Annotated in this window: 18 protein-coding genes; 17 read left to right on the forward strand and 1 reads right to left on the reverse strand. The window is 39.4% G+C overall.

Annotated features, from left to right (window positions below; genetic code table 11):
• Positions 1 to 137: 137 nt before the first annotated feature.
• The 17 genes from B3E92_RS06420 (at position 138) to B3E92_RS06500 (ending at position 18,039) form a co-directional block, all read left to right on the forward strand.
• Positions 138 to 1,973 (forward strand): ABC transporter ATP-binding protein, encoded by a 1,836-nt coding sequence (locus tag B3E92_RS06420; RefSeq protein ID WP_070563339.1) that lies wholly within the window; start codon positions 138 to 140, stop codon positions 1,971 to 1,973.
• Between the two features lie 103 nt (positions 1,974 to 2,076).
• Complete coding sequence (locus tag B3E92_RS06425) at positions 2,077 to 2,475, forward strand: hypothetical protein (RefSeq protein ID WP_070563336.1); 399 nt, start codon at positions 2,077 to 2,079, stop codon at positions 2,473 to 2,475.
• A 77-nt stretch (positions 2,476 to 2,552) separates the two neighbouring features.
• On the forward strand, positions 2,553 to 3,212 hold the full coding sequence (locus B3E92_RS06430; RefSeq protein ID WP_070563333.1) for a heme exporter protein CcmB: 660 nt from the start codon (positions 2,553 to 2,555) through the stop codon (positions 3,210 to 3,212).
• 37 nt (positions 3,213 to 3,249) lie between these two features.
• Positions 3,250 to 3,912, forward strand: a complete 663-nt coding sequence (ccsA, locus tag B3E92_RS06435) for a cytochrome c biogenesis protein (RefSeq protein WP_046672333.1) — start codon at positions 3,250 to 3,252, stop codon at positions 3,910 to 3,912.
• A gap of 147 nt (positions 3,913 to 4,059) precedes the next feature.
• Entirely contained in the window at positions 4,060 to 4,269 is a 210-nt protein-coding gene (locus B3E92_RS06440; protein WP_046672332.1) for a CcmD family protein, read from the forward strand.
• 20 nt (positions 4,270 to 4,289) lie between these two features.
• Complete coding sequence (locus B3E92_RS06445; RefSeq protein ID WP_070563329.1) at positions 4,290 to 5,273, forward strand: DUF6427 family protein; 984 nt, start codon at positions 4,290 to 4,292, stop codon at positions 5,271 to 5,273.
• A gap of 175 nt (positions 5,274 to 5,448) precedes the next feature.
• Positions 5,449 to 6,774, forward strand: a complete 1,326-nt coding sequence (locus B3E92_RS06450; RefSeq protein WP_046672330.1) for a membrane protein — start codon at positions 5,449 to 5,451, stop codon at positions 6,772 to 6,774.
• 8 nt (positions 6,775 to 6,782) lie between these two features.
• Complete coding sequence (gene lptC, locus B3E92_RS06455; RefSeq protein ID WP_070563326.1) at positions 6,783 to 7,412, forward strand: LPS export ABC transporter periplasmic protein LptC; 630 nt, start codon at positions 6,783 to 6,785, stop codon at positions 7,410 to 7,412.
• A gap of 293 nt (positions 7,413 to 7,705) precedes the next feature.
• Positions 7,706 to 9,811 carry a peptidylprolyl isomerase gene (locus B3E92_RS06460; RefSeq protein ID WP_182983334.1) on the forward strand — a complete coding sequence of 702 codons (2,106 nt, stop codon included), beginning with the start codon at positions 7,706 to 7,708 and terminating at the stop codon, positions 9,809 to 9,811.
• A gap of 62 nt (positions 9,812 to 9,873) precedes the next feature.
• On the forward strand, positions 9,874 to 10,395 hold the full coding sequence (locus B3E92_RS06465; protein WP_070563320.1) for a DUF2480 family protein: 522 nt from the start codon (positions 9,874 to 9,876) through the stop codon (positions 10,393 to 10,395).
• A 117-nt stretch (positions 10,396 to 10,512) separates the two neighbouring features.
• Entirely contained in the window at positions 10,513 to 11,298 is a 786-nt protein-coding gene (locus tag B3E92_RS06470) for a DUF3108 domain-containing protein (RefSeq protein WP_070563318.1), read from the forward strand.
• Positions 11,299 to 11,303: 5 nt separating this feature from the next.
• Positions 11,304 to 11,867: a DUF3109 family protein gene (locus B3E92_RS06475; protein WP_070563316.1), complete on the forward strand. Its 564-nt coding sequence runs from the start codon at positions 11,304 to 11,306 to the stop codon at positions 11,865 to 11,867.
• A 50-nt stretch (positions 11,868 to 11,917) separates the two neighbouring features.
• Entirely contained in the window at positions 11,918 to 12,889 is a 972-nt protein-coding gene (locus B3E92_RS06480) for a polyprenyl synthetase family protein (protein ID WP_070563314.1), read from the forward strand.
• Position 12,890: 1 nt separating this feature from the next.
• On the forward strand, positions 12,891 to 13,943 hold the full coding sequence (locus B3E92_RS06485; RefSeq protein ID WP_070563311.1) for a TerC family protein: 1,053 nt from the start codon (positions 12,891 to 12,893) through the stop codon (positions 13,941 to 13,943).
• Between the two features lie 266 nt (positions 13,944 to 14,209).
• Positions 14,210 to 15,397 carry an aminopeptidase C gene (locus tag B3E92_RS06490; RefSeq protein WP_070563308.1) on the forward strand — a complete coding sequence of 396 codons (1,188 nt, stop codon included), beginning with the start codon at positions 14,210 to 14,212 and terminating at the stop codon, positions 15,395 to 15,397.
• A gap of 111 nt (positions 15,398 to 15,508) precedes the next feature.
• Positions 15,509 to 16,747 carry a thioredoxin family protein gene (locus B3E92_RS06495; protein ID WP_070563305.1) on the forward strand — a complete coding sequence of 413 codons (1,239 nt, stop codon included), beginning with the start codon at positions 15,509 to 15,511 and terminating at the stop codon, positions 16,745 to 16,747.
• A 53-nt stretch (positions 16,748 to 16,800) separates the two neighbouring features.
• The gene (locus B3E92_RS06500) at positions 16,801 to 18,039 is read left to right on the forward strand and encodes a thioredoxin family protein (protein ID WP_070563302.1); all 1,239 of its coding nucleotides are present in this window, start codon (positions 16,801 to 16,803) and stop codon (positions 18,037 to 18,039) included.
• Between the two features lie 111 nt (positions 18,040 to 18,150).
• On the opposite strand, the gene B3E92_RS06505 is transcribed toward B3E92_RS06500, so the two are convergent.
• A complete protein-coding gene (locus B3E92_RS06505) occupies positions 18,151 to 20,274 on the reverse strand; it encodes a prolyl oligopeptidase family serine peptidase (RefSeq protein ID WP_070563299.1) in 2,124 nt (707 codons plus the stop codon).
• Between the last annotated feature and the right edge of the window lie 174 nt (positions 20,275 to 20,448).

Raw genomic sequence — 20,448 nt, forward strand, 5'->3', positions numbered from 1 at the left:
CAAGTACAAGCCACTTAAAACAGCCGTTTTAAATCAGAAAAAGTACGGTTTAGTTCAAAAAATTGACTAAAGTATGATAGCAAAATATTTTTAATCTCTTTACATTTGTCCTCGCAACAAAATTTGAAGTAGCGGATATGGCAAGAGGATTCAACAGCGGTAACAAACAAGAAGAAGATCTACCAAAACCAAAATTGAATAAAGAGCTCCTATTGAGAGCATCTAAATTGATGACCTATTTAAAACCTTATCGTTTTAAATTTGGGGTCGGCATGTTTTTCTTGGTATTATCCAGTTTGGCCATGCTCGCCTTTCCGGCTTTGCTTGGCGCCATGATTGATGCCGCGCAAGGCAAGCAAACTTATCCATGGCTTGCACCACATGTTTATTATATTGGTGGAATTGCCTTTATTATTCTGTCTTTTCTGTCAGTCGTTTCTTTTTTTCGTATCCGAATTTTTGTTGAGATTGCCGAACGTACGCTATCCGCATTACGCAAGGATACTTATCTTAAGCTGATTTCTTTGCCAATTGAATTTTTCGCCAATCGTCGTGTTGGGGAATTAAACAGCCGCCTGTCTGCTGACCTTTCACAGATCCAGGATACGTTAACAACAACTTTGGCTGAAATCTTAAGACAGTTGATTAGTCTTTGTTTCGGTGTGTTCCTTTTGGTTTGGGTATCGCCCAAACTTGCCCTCATGAACCTTTGTATTTTACCGATTATCGTTGTAGCTGCTATTATTTTCGGAAAATTCATCCGCGAATTGTCCAGACAGGCCCAGGATAAAATGGCCGAGTCAAATAGTATCGTTCAAGAAACATTATTGGGGATAAGCAACGTAAAAGCCTTTGTGAATGAGTACTTCGAGTTTAATCGCTACAGCAATCAAATGGATTCAGTGGTAAAGTTGGCAGTCAAAGGAGCTACTTTCCGTGGTGCATTTGCCTCTTTTATTATTTTCTGTATTTTCGGTGCGGTGATTGCTGTCATCTGGTACGGCGCAGCATTGGTTTCTATCCATGAAATGACTGTAGGCGACCTGACTACTTATATCTTGTATTCGATGTTTGTTGCAGGCTCCATGGGCAGTTTCCCCGAACTCTATGCCAATATCCAACGCTCTTTGGGTGCAAGTGAGCGGATCTTGGAAATTTTAGATGAGCCCCAAGAACACCTCAATGTAAAACCAACTTGCAAAGAAGTGCACAAGACCATGACCGGAAAACTAAGCTTCAACCATGTTTCCTTTGCCTATCCAAGCCGCCCCGATATTGAAATTCTGAAAGACATCAACTTTACAGCCAATGCTGGCGATAAAATAGCCATCGTTGGACCGAGTGGAACCGGAAAATCAACAATAGCTTCATTGATTCTTCAATTCTATACAGCCAATAAAGGGGAAGTATATTACGATGACAAACCGGCATCCGATTTTGAACTTTGCGATATCCGCAACCAGGTCGCTATCGTGCCGCAAGATGTTTTGCTGTTTGGCGGAACAATACGTGAAAATATAGCCTATGGTAAGCTCGATGCCACGGAAGATGAAATAATAGCGGCTGCAAAACGTGCCAACGCACATCAATTTATATTAAATTTCCCCGAAAGCTATGACACCTTAGTTGGTGAACGTGGCGTTAAACTCTCTGGTGGTCAGCGCCAACGAATCGCCATTGCGCGTGCACTATTAAAAGATCCTGCAATCCTTATCTTGGACGAAGCCACTTCTTCCCTAGACTCAGAATCAGAAAGACAAGTGCAGGAGGCGTTGGAAGAATTAATGCGTGGACGCACCTCGATCATTATTGCACACCGACTATCGACCATTATTGATGCCGATAAAATTATCGTTGTCGAAAATGGAATCGTGTCTGAGAGCGGTACGCACTTTGAACTGCTCCAAAAAGAAAGCGGTCTTTATCAGCACCTCTATAATCTGCAATCAAAGCAGCAGAAAATTGATATGTAAAATTTTGTTAATTATTGATTCTTTTTAAACAAATTCACCCTGGGATTGTTCATTTGGTATCATACTTGATTATCATTTGAATATATAACAAAATAGAAGAATTATGAAAAATAGCAAAAATGGATTAGTGGCATTTGCTTTGGTAGGATTAGCTGCGGGAGCTGCTGCATGGTATCTTTTAGGAACTGATGATGGGAAAAAACAATTAGATCGTGCAAATGACGGCATTAAAAGCTTAACTAAGTCATTGAAAGATCTTTCAAAAAAAGAAGCTAAAAAGGCACAAAAACTAGCGAACAGAGCTTCGGCTGAATTAGACAATTTGAAATCAAAAGCACAAGCAGCTTTCAGCAAAGCATCGGATGATGCAGATGCACTGAAAAACAAAGCAAAAGAAGCCGGCAGAGAAGCTTTGGACCACGCTAACAATGCCGCTCAAAATTTGGCAAGCAAAATCGACAATACAACTGATGCTGCAAAATCCAAAATTTCTAACGCATAAGTAAAAAAACAGCTTTTTTAAGAATTGATGGTTTTGGTCACTCCCGTGGTCAAAATACATTTGTATCTTTGCTGCATATGACTTTGCTGCAACAGGTAAAAACTTTAATTCTTAAAGACATCATTCTGGAATGGCGTTCAAAATATGCTATTAACGGAATTCTACTATATGTCGTATCAACTGTTTTCGTCTGCTATCAAGCGTTCAAATCAGTTGATACGGCTACATGGAATGCATTATTTTGGATCATTATGCTCTTCGCTTCGATCAATGCAATCAACAAAAGCTTCGTCCAAGAAAACCCAAACCGGCAACTTTACTACTATTCACTGGTTGATCCCAGAGCGATCATTTTAGCGAAAGTCATTTACAATATGATGATGATGACCCTGCTGGCGATCATTGCATATTTTGTCTATTCGACGATATTCAGAAACCCTGTCGGTGATCCAACACTTTACTTCATTTCGGTCATCTTAGGCAGCATCAGTTTCGCCACAGTCTTTACCATGATCTCCGGGATCAGCTCCAAAGCTGGCAACAACAGCACCTTAATGGCCATCTTGAGTTTCCCCGCCATCATCCCACTGTTAATCGTATTAATCAAGCTATCCCGCAATGCAATAGAAGGCGTGGAAAGGGCTTCCAGCAGCAAAGAAATAATCGTATTACTTGCAATTAATGTAATCACCATCACTATTTCTTTATTGTTATTTCCGTACCTTTGGCGAGATTAAGTGTCAGAATTGAGAACAAACTAAATTCAATTTATCCATGAGAAAAAAATGGTGGAAAATATTAGCGGTAATGATTATCTGTGCGGTCATTATCAATGGTCTTTTGGGACCTGTTCCCCGCCTATTCATCCTTCACGAAAGCATACGCAACGTTTATTTTCATGTCCCAATGTGGTCGGCTATGTTCGTTATGTACCTGGTGTCTGTTATTTATAGTATCAAATACCTCAATACGGGCAAACAGGAGTATGATTTAATGGCCATTGAAGCCGTTAATACCGGAATAACATTTTGTTTTCTTGGACTTGCAACAGGTATGCTTTGGGCAAACATCACCTGGGGAGAGCCTTGGCCAAACGACCCGAAGCTTAATGGCTCTGCCATAGCAACACTGATGTATCTAGCCTATTTGGTGCTCCGCAATGCGCTGGAAGAAGAACAAAAAAGAGCCAAAATATCGGCTGTGTACAATATCTTTGCATTTCCGATTATCATCGTGTTACTTTATATTCTACCAAAGATGACAGACTCTCTTCACCCTGGAAGTGGAGGAAACGCAGCCTTTGGCGATTTAAAAATGAGCAGCGAGCTACGCCCTACATTTTATGCCGCGATGATCGGCTGGCCAATGATTGCAGCTTGGATTTGTTCACTTCGCTATAGGGTACGCCTGCTCGAAAAGAAAGACTTGAACGCATAATATTGAACGGCTAATACCGTACTTTATTTCTAAAATAAAGAAATCCGGTAAAACCCAATCAGTAAAAAACAGAATATTACATAAATCAAATAGCGTGTATCGAATCATACATAACAATGAAAACGACACGAATAATATTTTAAACAAATGAAAAAAATAACATTGTCAATCGCCTTACTACTCTTATCAACTTTGAGCACATTTGCACAGGATGATGTCGAGATGGCGACTGGATTACGTAGCGAAGGTAAGATCTACGTTGTTGTATTGGTCATGTTGGTCATTTTTCTGGGTTTGGCTTTCTTCCTTTTCTTGCTCGATCGCCGTATCAGCAAATTGGAAAAAAAGAATAAATAGCATTTTATTGATTGCATACGATGATTATAAGTCAGTTTAGAAATTATTCACCCATCAATATTTTATTTCTATCCATCGTGGGTTTTGTTTTATGCTTAGGCATATTTCTTCACCTTCCGGACAAACTTGATTCTGTAATCTTTGAGCCTGCCTTGGGGAATCTTTTGGGAGAAAATAATTTAATCAACCTCTCTCCTTCGACCAATGTTTTTATCACACTGATCCTGACGATTTCTCAGGCAACGATACTCAATCGCATCACAAGCCATTTTAACCTGCTGGGTAAACCCAGTTTCTTGGTTGCTTTGATGTACATGACACTGGCCAGCCTGTTTTTACCATTTTTGGTACTTTCACCCACACTGATCTGTAATTTCATTTCGATATGGATGTTAAGCAAATTGCTCTCCCTCTATCGGCAGACAGATGTTAAAGCCGAAATGTTTGATCTCGGTATGATTGTAGGGATAGGAAGTCTGATCTACTTCCCTTTTCTGAGTATGTTCGCCTTACTATGGATAGGCCTACTCATTTTTAGGCCATTCAACTGGCGCGAGTGGATTACACCTTTACTTGGCCTAGCAACGGTCTATTTCATCTTAGCGGTTATCTACCTTTGGATGGGTAAAATGGAGCAGTTTTATACCATTTGGCTACCGTTTACCTACAAATTCCCTACTGCTATTCGCATTCAGTTAGTCGATTATCTGGTACTCGTCCCAGTAATCTTTACGTTAATACTCTTCCTCTTGGTATTGAAAGACAATTTTTTCAAAAGTGTCGTGCATATTCGCAAGTCATTTCAACTGTTGTTTTTTATGTTATGCCTTGCGATAGTTTCTTTTTACTGGAATAAAAAACTAACGGAGGCCCATTTTTTACTTTGTGCCCCCTCCATCGCTATTTATATGGCTTATTATTTCACTTATGCCAAAAAGAAATGGTTTTTTGAAGTTGTATATGCCATCATAACACTGACCATAATCTACTTTCAGTTTTTCTAAACGACTGTACAATAAGTGTTTAACCTTTTTTAACAAAATCGGCTTAACAAGCTCGCAAAAATTGAATAGTTTTGTATGCGATTAAAAGCAAAGAACATTTAATATAAGAGTCAGATAACTCGAAAATTTCACTAAAACTAAATAAACATTAGTTTCTCAATTTTATAGATTGACCATGCAGAAACGCTTTACAAGCTCTCTAAGAAATAAATCACTCCAACTGTTGTTAGCAGGTGGAATTTTAGCTAGTTCTACTACCGCATTTGCACAAAAAACGACATCCGCATCACCTTATTCTCAATTTGGACTTGGTCAGATGCGTGAAGATTTATTGCCACAATATAGAGGGATGGGAGGTGTCAATACCGCTGTCCGGAGAATCAATGGCGTGTATAATACCAACCCAAGCAACCCTGCATCTTATTCTGCTACACAGTTTACGACCTTTGATGCTGGTTTATACGGGAACTACACGCAGTTAAATTCGACAACAAGATCGGATAATACCGCTGACTTTGCCTTTAGCCACATCACCATGACATTCCCAATGAAACGATTTGGTGGTATCAGCTTGGGTATCCTTCCCTATTCAGATATAGGCTATCGGACATCTTCAACGGGAACAGTCAATTCTGATCCCTATACGAAAGTTTTCACGGGCGAAGGTGGTTTAACTAAAGCCTATGCAGGTTGGGGGGTACGCATTGTAAAAGGTCTGAGTATTGGTGCCAATATGTCTTATCTATTTGGAACCCTAAATGATTATAGCCGTGTAGAGTTTTTGCCTTCATCCGGAGCATTAAATACACAACAACAAAATAAGCGCGAAATCCAAGGGATTATCTTTGATTATGGTCTGCAATACGAACAACCTTTAAATAGAGAATACTCGTTGATCGTTGGTTATTCAGGGTCGCTCAATAATGATATCAAAGAAAGAGCAACAATTTTTAATACACGGGTTACACCTTCAACGGATCCAGACAACCAAAATATCCCGTTGGATAGCACCTATGTTTCGGACCGTAGCAGCAGGCATTTGACGCTTCCGTTGCGACATAATGTAGGTATTACCCTTGCACGTAACAACCGATGGTTAATCGGGGCCGATTTTAAATATGCCGATTGGTCAAGATTTCAGACCAGAGCGGGTGAAAACGAACTACGGAAGAATTATGGCGTAGCGATTGGTGGTCAGATTACACCAGATGTTACTTCGCTTAAATATCTGAACCAAGTAGACTATAGAGTTGGTTTCAGGTATAATAAAACACAATATTTCTTAAGCGACCAGAATATCAACGATATGGCGGTTACTGTAGGTGTGGGACTGCCGTTGGCAAGAAATCAATTTTCAGGAGCTTTCTCTAAAATAAACTTCTCTGCAGAATTTGGCCAAATGGGCAAAATCAGCAACAGTCTCCTACGTGAACGCTATATTAACTTTAATATCGGCTTTACCCTCAATGACCGCTGGTTTAGAAAACCGCCTTTAGATTAATTAATACGATGGTACGCAAGACATTTGCTTCATCCATATTCCAAAATATATCGCCCCTAGTAATCTTATTTTTACTAGGGGCGCTCTCATTGACCTCTTGCGAACCGGATCTAAAAGAGGTAGACCGCATTGCCAATATGAAAAAGGAAGAGGCGGTCGACATTTCGCGTCATGTCGATATTATTTATAGCGATTCCACACGGGTAAAAGCGAATCTTACAGCCCCTGAAATGCGTATCAAACACGATAGCACCGAAGTATACGAATTTCCAAAAAGCATAAAAATCATCTTTTACGACGACAATTTAAAGGAAACTCAGCGAATTACTTCCGACCATGCTATTCGGCGGGAAAAAGAAAAGACCACCGTATTTACCAAAAATGTGGTGGTTACTATGGCTGACGGTTCTGTCATCAAAACAGAAGAGATCATCTATGACGAAAGTAAAGCCGATAGCAACAGCAACATGACCTTTTATAATCATGTTCCCATTACGGCATTCTTTCGGGATAATCGCGGTAACTTACAAGGTTCATCATTTACTTCGGACAAGGATTTTAAACACGTCAATATAGCCAATGCAACTGGTTATACGGTGATCACCAACAACAGTCTCTTCCCTTCCTTAGGTAAATAACTATTTGCAGGCCATAAACCAGATTCAGGTTTAGCTTAACAGCAGGTATAGATCCGAGACAATACCTCCAGGCAGTTTATTTATACGATTAAGTTGTTCAAAACGAATCATTTGAACTAAAAGAGCACAAAAAACTCCACTTTATACAAATAGTTTTCAAATTTGTTTTGTTACATTCAGGAAAATATTCCGTTTTTTTTTATAAAAATTGTATCTTGCACCGCATTTTGCTATGCTATGCATAAATTAACGAAATACAAGTATTTACACAATATAAACACAATAAGCAGACTATGGGATTAATGGGCTTTTTGCGTAACAAAGCTGGTGTCATCTTGACCGCAGCTATGGCTATCGCAATTTTAGCATTTTTACTAGGCGATGTCGTTCGAGGGGGAGCTCCTTTTTGGGCGAGACATCAAAATCGTGTAGGGGAAGTCAACGGAACTGAAATTGAATATCCTGAGTTCAGTAAGCAAGTTGAACAAACAGAGGAAATGTTCAAACAACAAATGGGCGGTGCAGTGACCCCTCAAATGCGGACCTACGCTGTTCAACAAGTATGGAATCAATTTTTATCAAGAGAAATCTTGAAAAAGGAAATTGAAAAAATCGGTTTGACTGTCGGCAAAGACGAATTAAATGATTTAGTGCAAGGTAACAACCCTTCACCTCAAATCGTTCAAGCGTTTACCAACCCACAAACAGGACAATTTGACCCGAGTCAACTGCGTGCTTTTATCACCCAAATGAACACATCAGGTAACCAACAAGTGGCTGAACAATGGGAGGAACTACTGAAAGGCGTTAGAGATGAGCGTTTAAGCAGCAAATATGGCGAATTGCTTTCTAATAGCGTATATGTTACTTCTTTGGAAGCAAACGAAGAATACCAAGAGCGTAATAAACTAGCAGACTTCAAATACATTCTTTTGGATTACGCTTCTGTTAAGGATGCTGATGCCAAATTGACTGATGCAGATTACCAAGAATATTATAATGAGCATAAAAGTATGTTCAAAACACAAGAGGAAACACGTGCGATCCAATACGTAATGGTGGATGCAAAACCTCTTGCAAAAGATTCATTGGCCGTAAAAGAGACGATCAATAAATTGAAACAAGATTTAATCGTTGCTAAAGATGACTCTTTATTTGCTTCGATCAATTCAGACAACAAATTTCCGTTTACTTATGTGAAAAAAGGACAGTTGAGTCCTTCATTGGATTCCGTTGTCTTCAATGTTGCGGCCGGAACAACTGTGGGACCTTTCTTAAACAACAATGCGTATGAAATTGCAAAAGTTGTTTCGACGATCGTAAGCCCTGACTCTGTGAAAGCATCACACATACTATTGGATCCTGCTGCCGAAGGTGGAATGGATAAAGCATTGGCGAAAGCAGATTCGATCAAAGGATTGATTCAAAAAGGAGACAATTTTGCGGCATTGGCGGTTCAATTCAGCAAAGATCCAGAGAGCAAAACCAACGGTGGCGAGCTGGGTACTTTAACAAGAGGCCGTATGGCTCCAGATCTTGAGACAGCCATCTTCGAAAGTAAAACAGGCGATATCAAAGTTGTAAAATCACAATATGGTGTCCATGTCATTAAAATTGAAAAACAATCAGGAAGTTCAAAATATGCAAAAGTTGCTATCATTGACAAAGTGATCAACAGCGGAAAAGAAACGTTGAACAATGCACATAGCAAAGCAACAGCATTCTTATCTGCAGCTACAGCACAGAACTTTGCTCAAGAAGCGAAAAAAATTGGTCTGGAAGCAAAAACAGCCTCACGCGTAACAGCGATGGACAATGTATTAGATGGCGCCGAAGCTCCACGTGATTTAATCAAATGGGCTTTCGAAGCTAAAAAAGGCGATATTTCAGATAAAGTTTTCGAAACTGAAACCTCTTATATCTTAGCAAACTTGGTCGACATACAGCCTAAAGGAACTCTTTCCTTGGATGCTGTTAAGAAAGATATCGAACCTGCAGTAAGAAATATGGTTAAAGCTAGAATCTTGAAAGATAAATTTGACAAGGCTTTAGCAGGTACATCTTCTATTGATCAAGTAGCACAAAAAGTTGGTAAAGCAGCTATTCACGTTGAAAATGTTGTCTTCGCAAACCCAGTTATTCCTGGTGTTGCATTAGAAAACAAAGTGGTTGGTACTGTTTTTGGGCTACAGCCAAACAAACCTTCCAAAGCGATTGAAGGCAATACCGGTGTATATGTTGTACAAGTAAATGGTTTTACCAATCCTGCCGCGATTTCGGATATCAACGGACAAAAGAAACAAATGCTTGCAGCTAAAGCACAACGCGCTTGGGGATCTATTTTCCGCGCTTTACAAGACAAAGCTGAAATCATTGACAATAGAGTGAAATTCTTTTAAAAGATTTTTAAGTAAATTTGTAGCCGGACGAATTATCGTCCGGCTTTTTTTTTGATGTAAATATGGATATTCAAACAGATATTGTCAACAAAGTTGCGCAAAGTGGGTTAGTCACAGTTGACCTGGCCAACTACCATCCTAAAGCAGACAATGTAGTCTATGATATTAAGGATAATCTCTTCCATGGCTTGATTCTTAAAGAAAAGGATTTCCGAGAATTCATTAAGACACACGACTGGTCGCAATACGAAGGTAAACATGTCGCAATTACGTGTACTGCCGATGCTATTGTTCCGACCTGGGCTTATATGTTATTAGCCAACAAATTGGAACCCTATGCGAAGACAGTTATTTTTGGGGATTCAGAGGAGTTGTTGCGTATACAGTATGCTGCGGCAATTGAACAGATTGACATGGAACAATTTCGAGATCAACGTGTGGTTGTGAAAGGTTGTGGCGATACGTTTATCCCAGAGTCTACATTTGTGCAGTTTACGGTAAAATTGAGTAAGGTAGCAAAGAGTATTATGTATGGTGAACCCTGTTCTACGGTCCCCGTATTTAAGCGGACACAGCCTAAATAACTCAGCTCAACATAAGTATATGTCATCGTCCATGAAGGTCTCATTAACTCCAAAAGTTAAATTTATTTGAATGAAATTAACATTTCTTTTTCAAACAAATTTCGTAAACTTACGTACATGAAACTTATATCGACTTTGCTCCTTTACTTATCCGTTATCGTAAGTACTGCTTTCGCTCAAGATTTACCGCATTTAAAAGAATCGGCATTTAAAGGTGGCGAGAAATTAAAATATAAACTCCGTTATGGCTTTATTTCAGCCGCAACAGGGACATTAACCGTTGAGGATACCAAGGATGGAGCCGGAAACCCTTCATTTCATCTATACGCTGCCGGCAAAACAGCTGGCGCCTTTGCCATATATACGGTGAGAAATGAATACAACTCGTATATCAACAGCAAGACATTTTTACCGTATTACTATACGGAAAACATTCGTGAAGGAGGATATAGACGGAACGATAAGGTGCGCTTCAACCAGGAAACAAATAGTGTTGTAGGCAACAAGGGGACTTTCAATTCGAAGGTAGATCAGACTTTCGACTTGCTTTCTTCCTATTATTTCGCCCGAAATCTAGATCTGTCGACTGTTAAACCAGGAGAATCTTTTAAGCTGACTTATTTTTTGAATGATGAGATTGCCACCTTAGGCATACAATATATTGGAATAGAAAAAATAAAAACGGAATTAGGCACTTTAGAATGTCTCAAATTCAGTCCTGAGATTAAACCAGGACGTATCTTTAAAAAAAATAGCAAGCTTTATCTGTGGGTAACCAATGATGGCAACCGTATTCCGGTCAAAGCCAATGTAGATATTCTAATCGGTTCGGTAACACTGGAATTACTCGAAGCCAGTGGATTAAAATACAAATTGGGACAGAAAGCAAGCTACTCAAAATAATTAGAATGATTGAAGTAGGAAATGTATTGGTGCACGAAGATCTAATCAACAATGACTTTGTGTGTAATTTATCAAAATGTAAAGGAATTTGTTGTATTGAAGGCGATTCAGGCGCACCTTTATTGGAGAGTGAAAAGGCTATATTGGAGGAGATTTATCCCAAAGTAAAGCCCTATATGACCGAGAAAGGTATTGAAGCGATTGAAGAGCAAGGGAAGTATGTTGTCGATATTGATGGCGATCTAACGACCACTTGTGTTGATGGGAATAAAGAATGTGCCTATGTGACCTGGGAAAATGGCATTACAAAATGCGCTATCGAAAAAGCTTACGAACTTGGCGAGGTGCATTGGCGAAAACCCGTTTCGTGTCACCTCTATCCTATCAGGACAACACATTACCCCGAATTCGACGTACTACACTATGACCGTTGGCATATCTGTAAAGATGCATGCTCATTTGGTAAAGAATTACAGGTCCCTGTATTTAAATTTTTAAAGGATCCTCTCATCCGAACCTATGGTGAGGAATGGTACAAAAATCTTGAGAAAGCAGTCGAAGAGTTGTAACAAAATCACTATCTTTAAGCTTTAACTATTTTGGTATTTCACCCCAATTCATGTCAAAATTAAGAGAGATCCAACGTCCTATTGCCCATGAACTTGAGGCTTTTGAAAAAAAATTCAAAGCTTCAATGAAAAGCTCCGTCCCCTTGTTGGATCGCATTACACAATACCTGATCAAACGTAAAGGCAAACAAATGCGGCCCATGTTTGTGTTCTTTTCTGCTGGGATATGCAACGGAATCAATGAATCCACCTACAGAGGAGCTGCTCTCGTAGAATTGCTGCATACCGCATCACTCGTACATGATGATGTGGTAGACAACTCCTACGAACGCAGAGGTTTTTTTTCCATCAATGCTTTGTGGAAAAATAAAATTGCTGTTTTGGTGGGTGATTTTCTGCTGTCAAGGGGCCTGCTCCTTTCTGTAAAACATCAGGATTATCACTTACTAAAAATTGTATCGGAAGCTGTTGATCAGATGAGCGAAGGTGAATTGCTTCAAATCGAAAAGGCCCGTAAACTGGATATCGAAGAGTCTATTTATTTTGAGGTCATTCGAAAGAAAACAGCTTCGCTGATTGCCTCTTGCTGTGCCTGTGGATCGGCTTCTTCGAATGCAGATCAGGAGACAATCGACAAGCTCCATCAATTTGGTGAAAAGATCGGAATTGCATTTCAAATCAAGGACGATTTATTCGACTTTGGTTTAGATGACGTTGGCAAACCACTCGGCAATGACATCAAAGAGAAGAAAATGACCTTACCGTTAATCTATGCCTTGAATCAAGTGACTTCAAGTGAAAAGCGAAGGATCATTAATTTGATTAAAAACCATAATGAAGACACACACAAAGTGGCTGAAGTCATCGACTTTGTCCGCCAGAGTGGTGGGCTCGAATACGCTACAAATAAGATGCTGGAATACCAACAAGATGCTTTCCGGATCTTGGAAGACTTTCCCGACAGTGAATACAAATCGGGGTTGGAGCAGCTGGTAAAATATACAACAGAAAGAAAAAAATAAAATGAGTCACGAATTAATGTTTTTTGGCGGATTCCTCATCTTTATTGCACTTATGCTAGCAATAGATCTAGGCTTATTCTCCAAAGGCGACAAACCTGTTAGCCTAAAGATGGCTAGCATCATGAGCGCCATCTGGGTCTTATTCTCCTTGGGTTTCTATTGGCTTCTCCGTCACTATGGATTTGAATTGCACAATATCCATGACTTGGACCACCTTCAAGAAATCATTACCAAACACCACCACGATATTAAAATCATTCCCGGTGATTTAGCGGCGAGTCTCGAGCTCTACAACAAAAACCTTGGTCTGGAATATATCACCGGTTACGTTGTGGAATATGCCCTATCCGTAGATAATATCTTTGTGATGGTATTATTATTTACTTCTTTTGGCATTCCAGAGCGCTATTACCATAAAGTTTTGGTGTGGGGAATTTTGGGCGCAATCATTATGCGTTTCTTGTTTATTTTCCTTGGCGCAACCCTTATTGCTAAATTCGGCTGGATCCTCTATGTTTTTGGTGCTTTCTTGGTCTTTACAGGGGTCAAAATGTTTATCAACCGTAACCAGGACGAAGAAGTGGATCCACAGAATCACCCGGTCGTTAAATTTGCTTCCCGATACTTTAAGGTAACCCCCAAATTAGATGGTGGACACTTCTTCCATGTAGAGAACGGCGTTAAATATATGACACCGCTATTTCTTGTACTACTGGTCATAGAATTTACGGATTTGATTTTTGCTGTGGATTCTATCCCTGCAATTTTCTCGGTTACCAAAGATCCCTATGTTGTATTTTTCTCCAATATTTTTGCAATACTTGGATTGCGGTCGATGTTCTTCCTTTTGGTCAATATCATCCACAAATTCCAATACCTCAAAGTAGGTTTAGCATTTTTGCTGGTCTTCATTGGTCTAAAGATGCTGCTGCATCATTGGTTGGCCGAAGTAGGTTTTACAACAACACATTCGTTGATCGTTATTGTCGGCATACTTGTATTGAGTATCATTGCTTCGCTGCTTTTTCCGAAAAAAGCTGAACCGACTGATTAAACGACTATTGAAAGCGTACCGACGGTCATTATTCGGCGAGAAACTCCGGTAATCCGCGCGAAATTACAAACGATACAGAACACCATGGTCAGAAAGAAATTTCTGACCATTTTTATGTGATATTATGCTTTATGCATATCCTATTCTCCAGCAAAAGATTGCAGAAAACAGCAGATTTTTAAGAACAATTATTTTACAGAGGAATTTACCTTACTAAATTTTATTTATTTAATTTAGCACCACACTAAATTAACAAAATACTAACAATGAATTGGAATAAAACGATTGTACTAGCTGCTTCACTTTTCGCAGCTTCATTCCAAGTACAAGCACAAGACAATTTGATCAATGCGCTAAAAGCAAATCAAAATGACAATAGCAAATCTGGATTTACATTTACTGAAGTTATCAATCTTGGTAACACATCCATCAAAAACCAAGGTTCATCTGGTACTTGTTGGTCTTATTCAGGTAACTCTTTCCTGGAGTCAGAAATGATCCGTATGGGTAAAAAACCAGTGGAGATCTCACAAATCTATACCGCGCGCAACACGTATTTAGATAAAGCACGCACGTATGTACGCCTTCATGGCGGATTGTCATTGGGTGAAGGTGGTCAATTCCATGATGTGTTGAACTCTTTCCGTAAATATGGTACAATGCCGCAATCGGCTTACACAGGTCTTCACTACGGTACTACACGTAACAACTTTGGTGAAATGACCAATATGTTGGATGCGATGTTAGGAGCAGTAGTAAAAGGTAAAACATTAACGCCAAATTGGGAAAAAGCCTATACCGCTGCGATGGATTCTTATCTTGGGGAAGTACCTGAGAAATTTGACTATAACGGTAAATCCTATACACCGCGCACCTTTGCAGATCAGGTAATCGGTATCAATCCGGATGATTACGTGGGTATTGCTTCGGTAACTGACCATCCATACTACAGCCAATTCGTATTGTTGATTCCAGACAACTGGTCATTCGACCGTTTCTATAATGTTAAGATGAACGATTTAACGGACATTATTGACAACGCTTTACAAAAAGGTTATACGGTAGCTTGGGCTACTGACGTATCAGAAAAAGGTTTCTCTTGGAAAAACGGTGTAGCTTATGTACCAGAAAAACCTTTCGAGGAAATGACAGATCAAGAAAAGTCCACAATGTTTGTTGGTCCTAAACCAGAGTTAAAAGTAACACCGGAAGAAAGACAAAAAGCTTTCGACAACTGGCAGACTACAGATGACCACGGTATGCATATCGTAGGTCTTGTAAAAGATCAAAGCGGAAAAGAGTATTACATCGTTAAAAACTCTTGGGGTACAACAAATGACTACCATGGTTATTTATATGCATCAAAAGAATTTGTACGATATAAAACAACTTCTTTGATGTTACATAAAGACGGTCTAACAAAAGATTTAAAATCGAAGATAAATATCAAATAAGCGATTTATCAGTCCACGAAAACACCTCTGAAATTAATACTTCAGAGGTGTTTTTGTTTTCAGATTAATTTAATAACTTAAACATAATTATGAATCTTTTGTTGAGTGAGTATGAGAAGTATAATCGCGTTATGCCTTACAATTTTATTCGGGAATTTGGCTCAAGCCCAGACTAAGGGAGTGAAATTTGTAGAAGGGTTGAGTTGGAAGCAGATAAAGGAACGGGCACAAGCTGAGAACAAGTTTATCTTCGTAGAGCTATTTGCAACCTGGTGTGGCCCATGCCAATATATGAGCAATGAGATCTTTCCCCTAGAGCAGGTGGGGCAGCCAATCAATCAGAACTTCATTAGTGTAAAAGTGCAAATGGATTCGACAGAGTCCGACAATGCCAATGTCAAAAAATGGTATGCCGATGCGCGTGCTATTTCCAATGAATACAATATTCAATCCTTTCCCACATTTCTTATCTTTAATCCCGATGGGCAGGCGGTACACCGGATTGTCGGTGCAAGTGATGCTCCCGAATTTGTCGGACATGTGATGGATGGACTAAATCCCGAAACACAGTATTACACGCTGTTAAAAAAATTCGAGAAAAGACCCCAAGATATTTATACGGCCAAGCAGATGCTGAAAGCAGCAAATATCGCTTACGATGAAAATACTGCACGAAAGGCAGAAAATACCTTAGCGAATTCATTGGGTACGGATGAGTTATTCAAAAAAGAAAATGTCCATATTTTATTGGCAGCTGCCAAATTCACCAATTCAAAAGCTTTTAATCTTATTCGCAACAATAAAGAGAAAATCGATATTCTATTAGAGTCTCCAGGTATTGCCAACCGCACCCTGGCTAATGTTGTCGTCAACGAATTATTTCAGATTAAGATTGATGCCAAACATGAACCCAACTGGGATAGTTATCAGAATGAACTCGCTGCAAAATATCCAGACATCGATTTCATCCCGATGTTCAAGAAAATAAAAGCACACTATTACCTTCAGGTGAAGAATTACGTCGCCATGAAGAATACCATCAATGATTACCTTTCGTCAGAAGATTTTACCCCACACCAATTAAATACCTTTGCCTGGACTATTTTTAATAATAGCAGTGATACTGCATGTATTGAATCCGCGTTAAGCTGGAGCAAGAAATCCATCCTTGAGGATCCAAGCAGTGCATTTTTGGATACCTATGCAAATCTGCTCTATAAGAAAGGAGAAAAAGAAAAAGCCATAAAGTGGCAAAATAAAGCGATCGAAATGGCCAGTGAGGACGATCGTCCTATCTATCAAGAAACACTGGACAAAATGATGAAAGGAATAAAAACTTGGGAAAACTAAACCTATCCCGACCAATACGAACGATTAAATTAAAAATCTAAAATACCAACATTATGAAAAAATTGATTTTAATGCTATTTCTAATTCCAACCCTCCTATTTGCGCAGAGCGAAGGGGTCAAATTTGAGCATGGGCTCAATTGGAGTCAGATTAAAGAAAAAGCGGCTAAAGAAAACAAATTCATTTTTGTAGACTGTTTTACAACCTGGTGTGGCCCCTGTAAATATATGTCGAGTACCATCTTCCCACAAGCCAAAGTAGGCGATTTTTTCAATGCTAAATTTGTCAATGCAAAAATTCAGATGGATAAAACTAAGAATGACAATGAAGATGTAAAATCATGGTACGAAGAGGCCGACCGTTTTGCCAAAGAATATAAAGTTAGAGCCTACCCAACTTTTCTGATCTTTGACTCAAAAGGTACCCTTGTGCATCGTATCGTAGGTGGTGGTGAAGCGGACGATTTTATAGCGAAAGCACAAAAATCACTTGATCCGAATACACAATATGAAACACTATTGGCAAAATTCAATGCCGACCCAACAAATGTAACCATCGCCAAAAGTATGGCTATAGCTGCCAAAGAAGCTTATGATCAAGAGACACAAGCAAAAGCGGAAGGAGTCGTATTAGCGTCCTTGTCTACGGATCAAATCTTTACAAAGGAGAATGTTAGTTTATTACTTTCAGCGGCGAATGTTGTCGATTCTAAGGCTTTTAATTTAATCAAAGACAATCCTGCTAAATTTGATGCCGTTAGTGAAAAAGTGAAAGCAAATGACTTCCTCTCCCAACTGTTGGTTAGTAATGCAGTAAACACCAAAATTCGTGCAAAGGAAACAGTTGATTTTACGAGCATAGAAAAAGAATTGGCGCAAAAATATCCGACTGTGAATACAGAGAAAGCAAGTCTCGAAATGCAACCACGTTATTATGGTTATACCAAAAATTACCCTGGTTTAAGAGATAGCTTCAATAAATACATTGCAAAATATGGCTCAACCATTACCGCTGCAGAACTAAACAACATGGCGTGGTCCATTTTTGAAAACTGCAATGACCCAGCGTGCCTAAAAGCAGCAGCTGAATGGAGCAAATTATCCAACGAAAAAGAAAAAGATGCACCCATGTATTTAGACACTTTTGCAAACATATTATATCGCCTCGGAGAAAAAGAAAAAGCAATTAAAACGCAAGAAAAAGCGATCTCACTCATTACCGATGCTACTCAAAAAGAAGAATATGTAGCAACATTACAAAAAATGGAAAAGGGTGAAAAGACCTGGCAATAAGAAGATGTTCGAATAGTCAATGAATAGAAAAAGCCGCAGTCAAATTATTGATCGCGGCTTTTTTATGGAGAACAAGACAGACAATATGTTGAGTCTTTGACTGCTGTCCGCTTATTTTAATTCTTTAATACCCATATTCCAAAGGGCAAAAGCATATTTATCAACTGTACTATTGATCAGGACTTCTGTTGACCTTCCCGCACCGTGACCAGCTTTTGTCTCAATACGAATCAATACAGGATTATCACAAGCTTGTTTTGCCTGTAGTTCGGAAGCAAACTTATAGGAGTGCGCCGGTACCACCCGATCATCATGATCTCCCGTAAAGACCATCGTCGCTGGGTAACAAACTCCAGTTTTCACATTGTGCACCGGAGAATATGCTTTCAGATAGTCAAACATTTCTTTGCTATCATTGACTGTACCATAATCATAGGACCAACCTGCACCGGCTGTGAAGGTATGATAACGCAACATGTCCAAAACACCAACCTCAGGAAGTGCGACCTTGGCTACTTTGGGATCTATTGTCATTGTTGCGCCCACGAGCAAACCACCATTGGATCCTCCCGATAAAGCGGTGTACTCGGGTGATGTATAACCATTCTCCTGAAGATAATGTGCGGCGGCAATAAAATCATTAAAAACATTCAACTTATTGAACTGTCTGCCGCCATCATGCCATTTCTGACCATATTCGCCGCCCCCACGTAAATTCGGAACAGCATAAACACCGCCATTTGCCAACCACACCGCAACGGAAGTACTAAAGGCAGGTGTCAAGCTGATATTAAAGCCGCCATAACCATACACAATCGTCGGGTTTTTCCCATTCAAGACAATCCCCTTTTTGTACGTAATAATCATCGGAACCTTAGTACCATCTTTGGATGTGTAGAAAACCTGTTTCGATTCATACTGATCGGAATCAAACTTCACCTTAGGTTTGATATAGAGTGCAGACTGACCAGAATTCACGTCAAACTTATAACTTGAAGAAGGCGTAATGTAATTTGAAAAACCAAAATAAATTTCTTTTTCCTTTTTCTTGCCCGAAAAACCACTCGCTGTGCCTACACCTGGCAATTCTATTTGCCGAATCTTTTTACCGGTATAATCATATTGAATCACCACTGAAACCGCATCTTTCAAATAATTTGCAAAAAGATAACCACCTCCGGTGCTGATCGAAAGCACATTTTCAGTTTCTGGAATAACATCTTTCCAGTTCTCCTTTGCAGGATTCTTCAAATCCACTCTTACCAAACGGTTGTTGGCAGCCTTGTAGTTTGTCTCCAATAAGAAACTATCCCCAATATTGTCAACGACACTTGTATTGGCATCAAAATGATCTTGTAGGCAGACAATCTTGCTATTCGGTTGCTGGAGATCCTGATAATAAAGTTCATTTCCTGTTGTCGTATTTGCAGCTGAAATAATCAGGTAACGTTGATCGTCTGTTAATGAAGCACCGACATAACGTCTCGGTGTTGCAGCACCGCCAAAAACCAATTTATCTGTAGACTGAGCTGTTTTAAGTTTATGGTAGTATAATTTATGTTGGTCTGTTTTTTCAGAAAGTTCAGATCCCTTTGGCTTATCGTAACTCGAGTAATAAAAACCATCGTTTCCTTTCCAAGCAATACCAGAGAATTTGACATCTACTAATATTTCTCCCACAGGCGCCTTATCTTTGGCATTCAGTACAATGACTTTCCGCCAGTCCGATCCCCCTTCAGAAATAGAATAGGCGACTAAACTCCCATCCTTTGAAAACGAAACATCGGCCAATGAAGTCGACCCATCTTTCGAGAACGTATTTGGGTCCAAGAAAACTTCTTCTGCTCCTCCCTCCCCCAGTTTACGGTAGAGGACAGCATGTTGCTGCAAGCCATTATTCTTAAAAAAATAAGTGTACTCGCCTTCCTTAAACGGGGTTCCTATTTTTTCATAATTCCATATTTCGGTTAATTGATCTTTTAATTTTGTACGGAATGGAATAGCATTCAAGTAGTCAAAAGTCACTTTATTCTCTGCCTGTACCCAGCTTTTTGTTTCAGCTGAACGATCATCTTCCAACCAGCGGTAAGGATCGGCTATCTTTTCACCCCAAAATTCATCCACGACGGTTCCTTTATTTGTCGTCGGATATGTCAACTGTTGTCCATAACCAGTCGTCGCTGTACCTGCCATACCTATCATCATTAGGATAAGACCAAAATTCTTATTTATCATAAAACCTTATACTTGTTTCAACCAATCTAAGTTTTATTCACTTAGCATTTGAAAATTCAATTTGAGTTGAATATAAACAAATTTATCGACCTCTTACCTACCTCAGGCAGTTTTTTCTCTTCCTCGAATAATAACTAAAAAGCCTAGATTCATCACTTCCCGCTTGTCCTTTAC

The organism is Sphingobacterium sp. UBA6317, from assembly GCF_002440385.1.
In the GTDB taxonomy this organism is placed as follows: domain Bacteria; phylum Bacteroidota; class Bacteroidia; order Sphingobacteriales; family Sphingobacteriaceae; genus Sphingobacterium; species Sphingobacterium multivorum.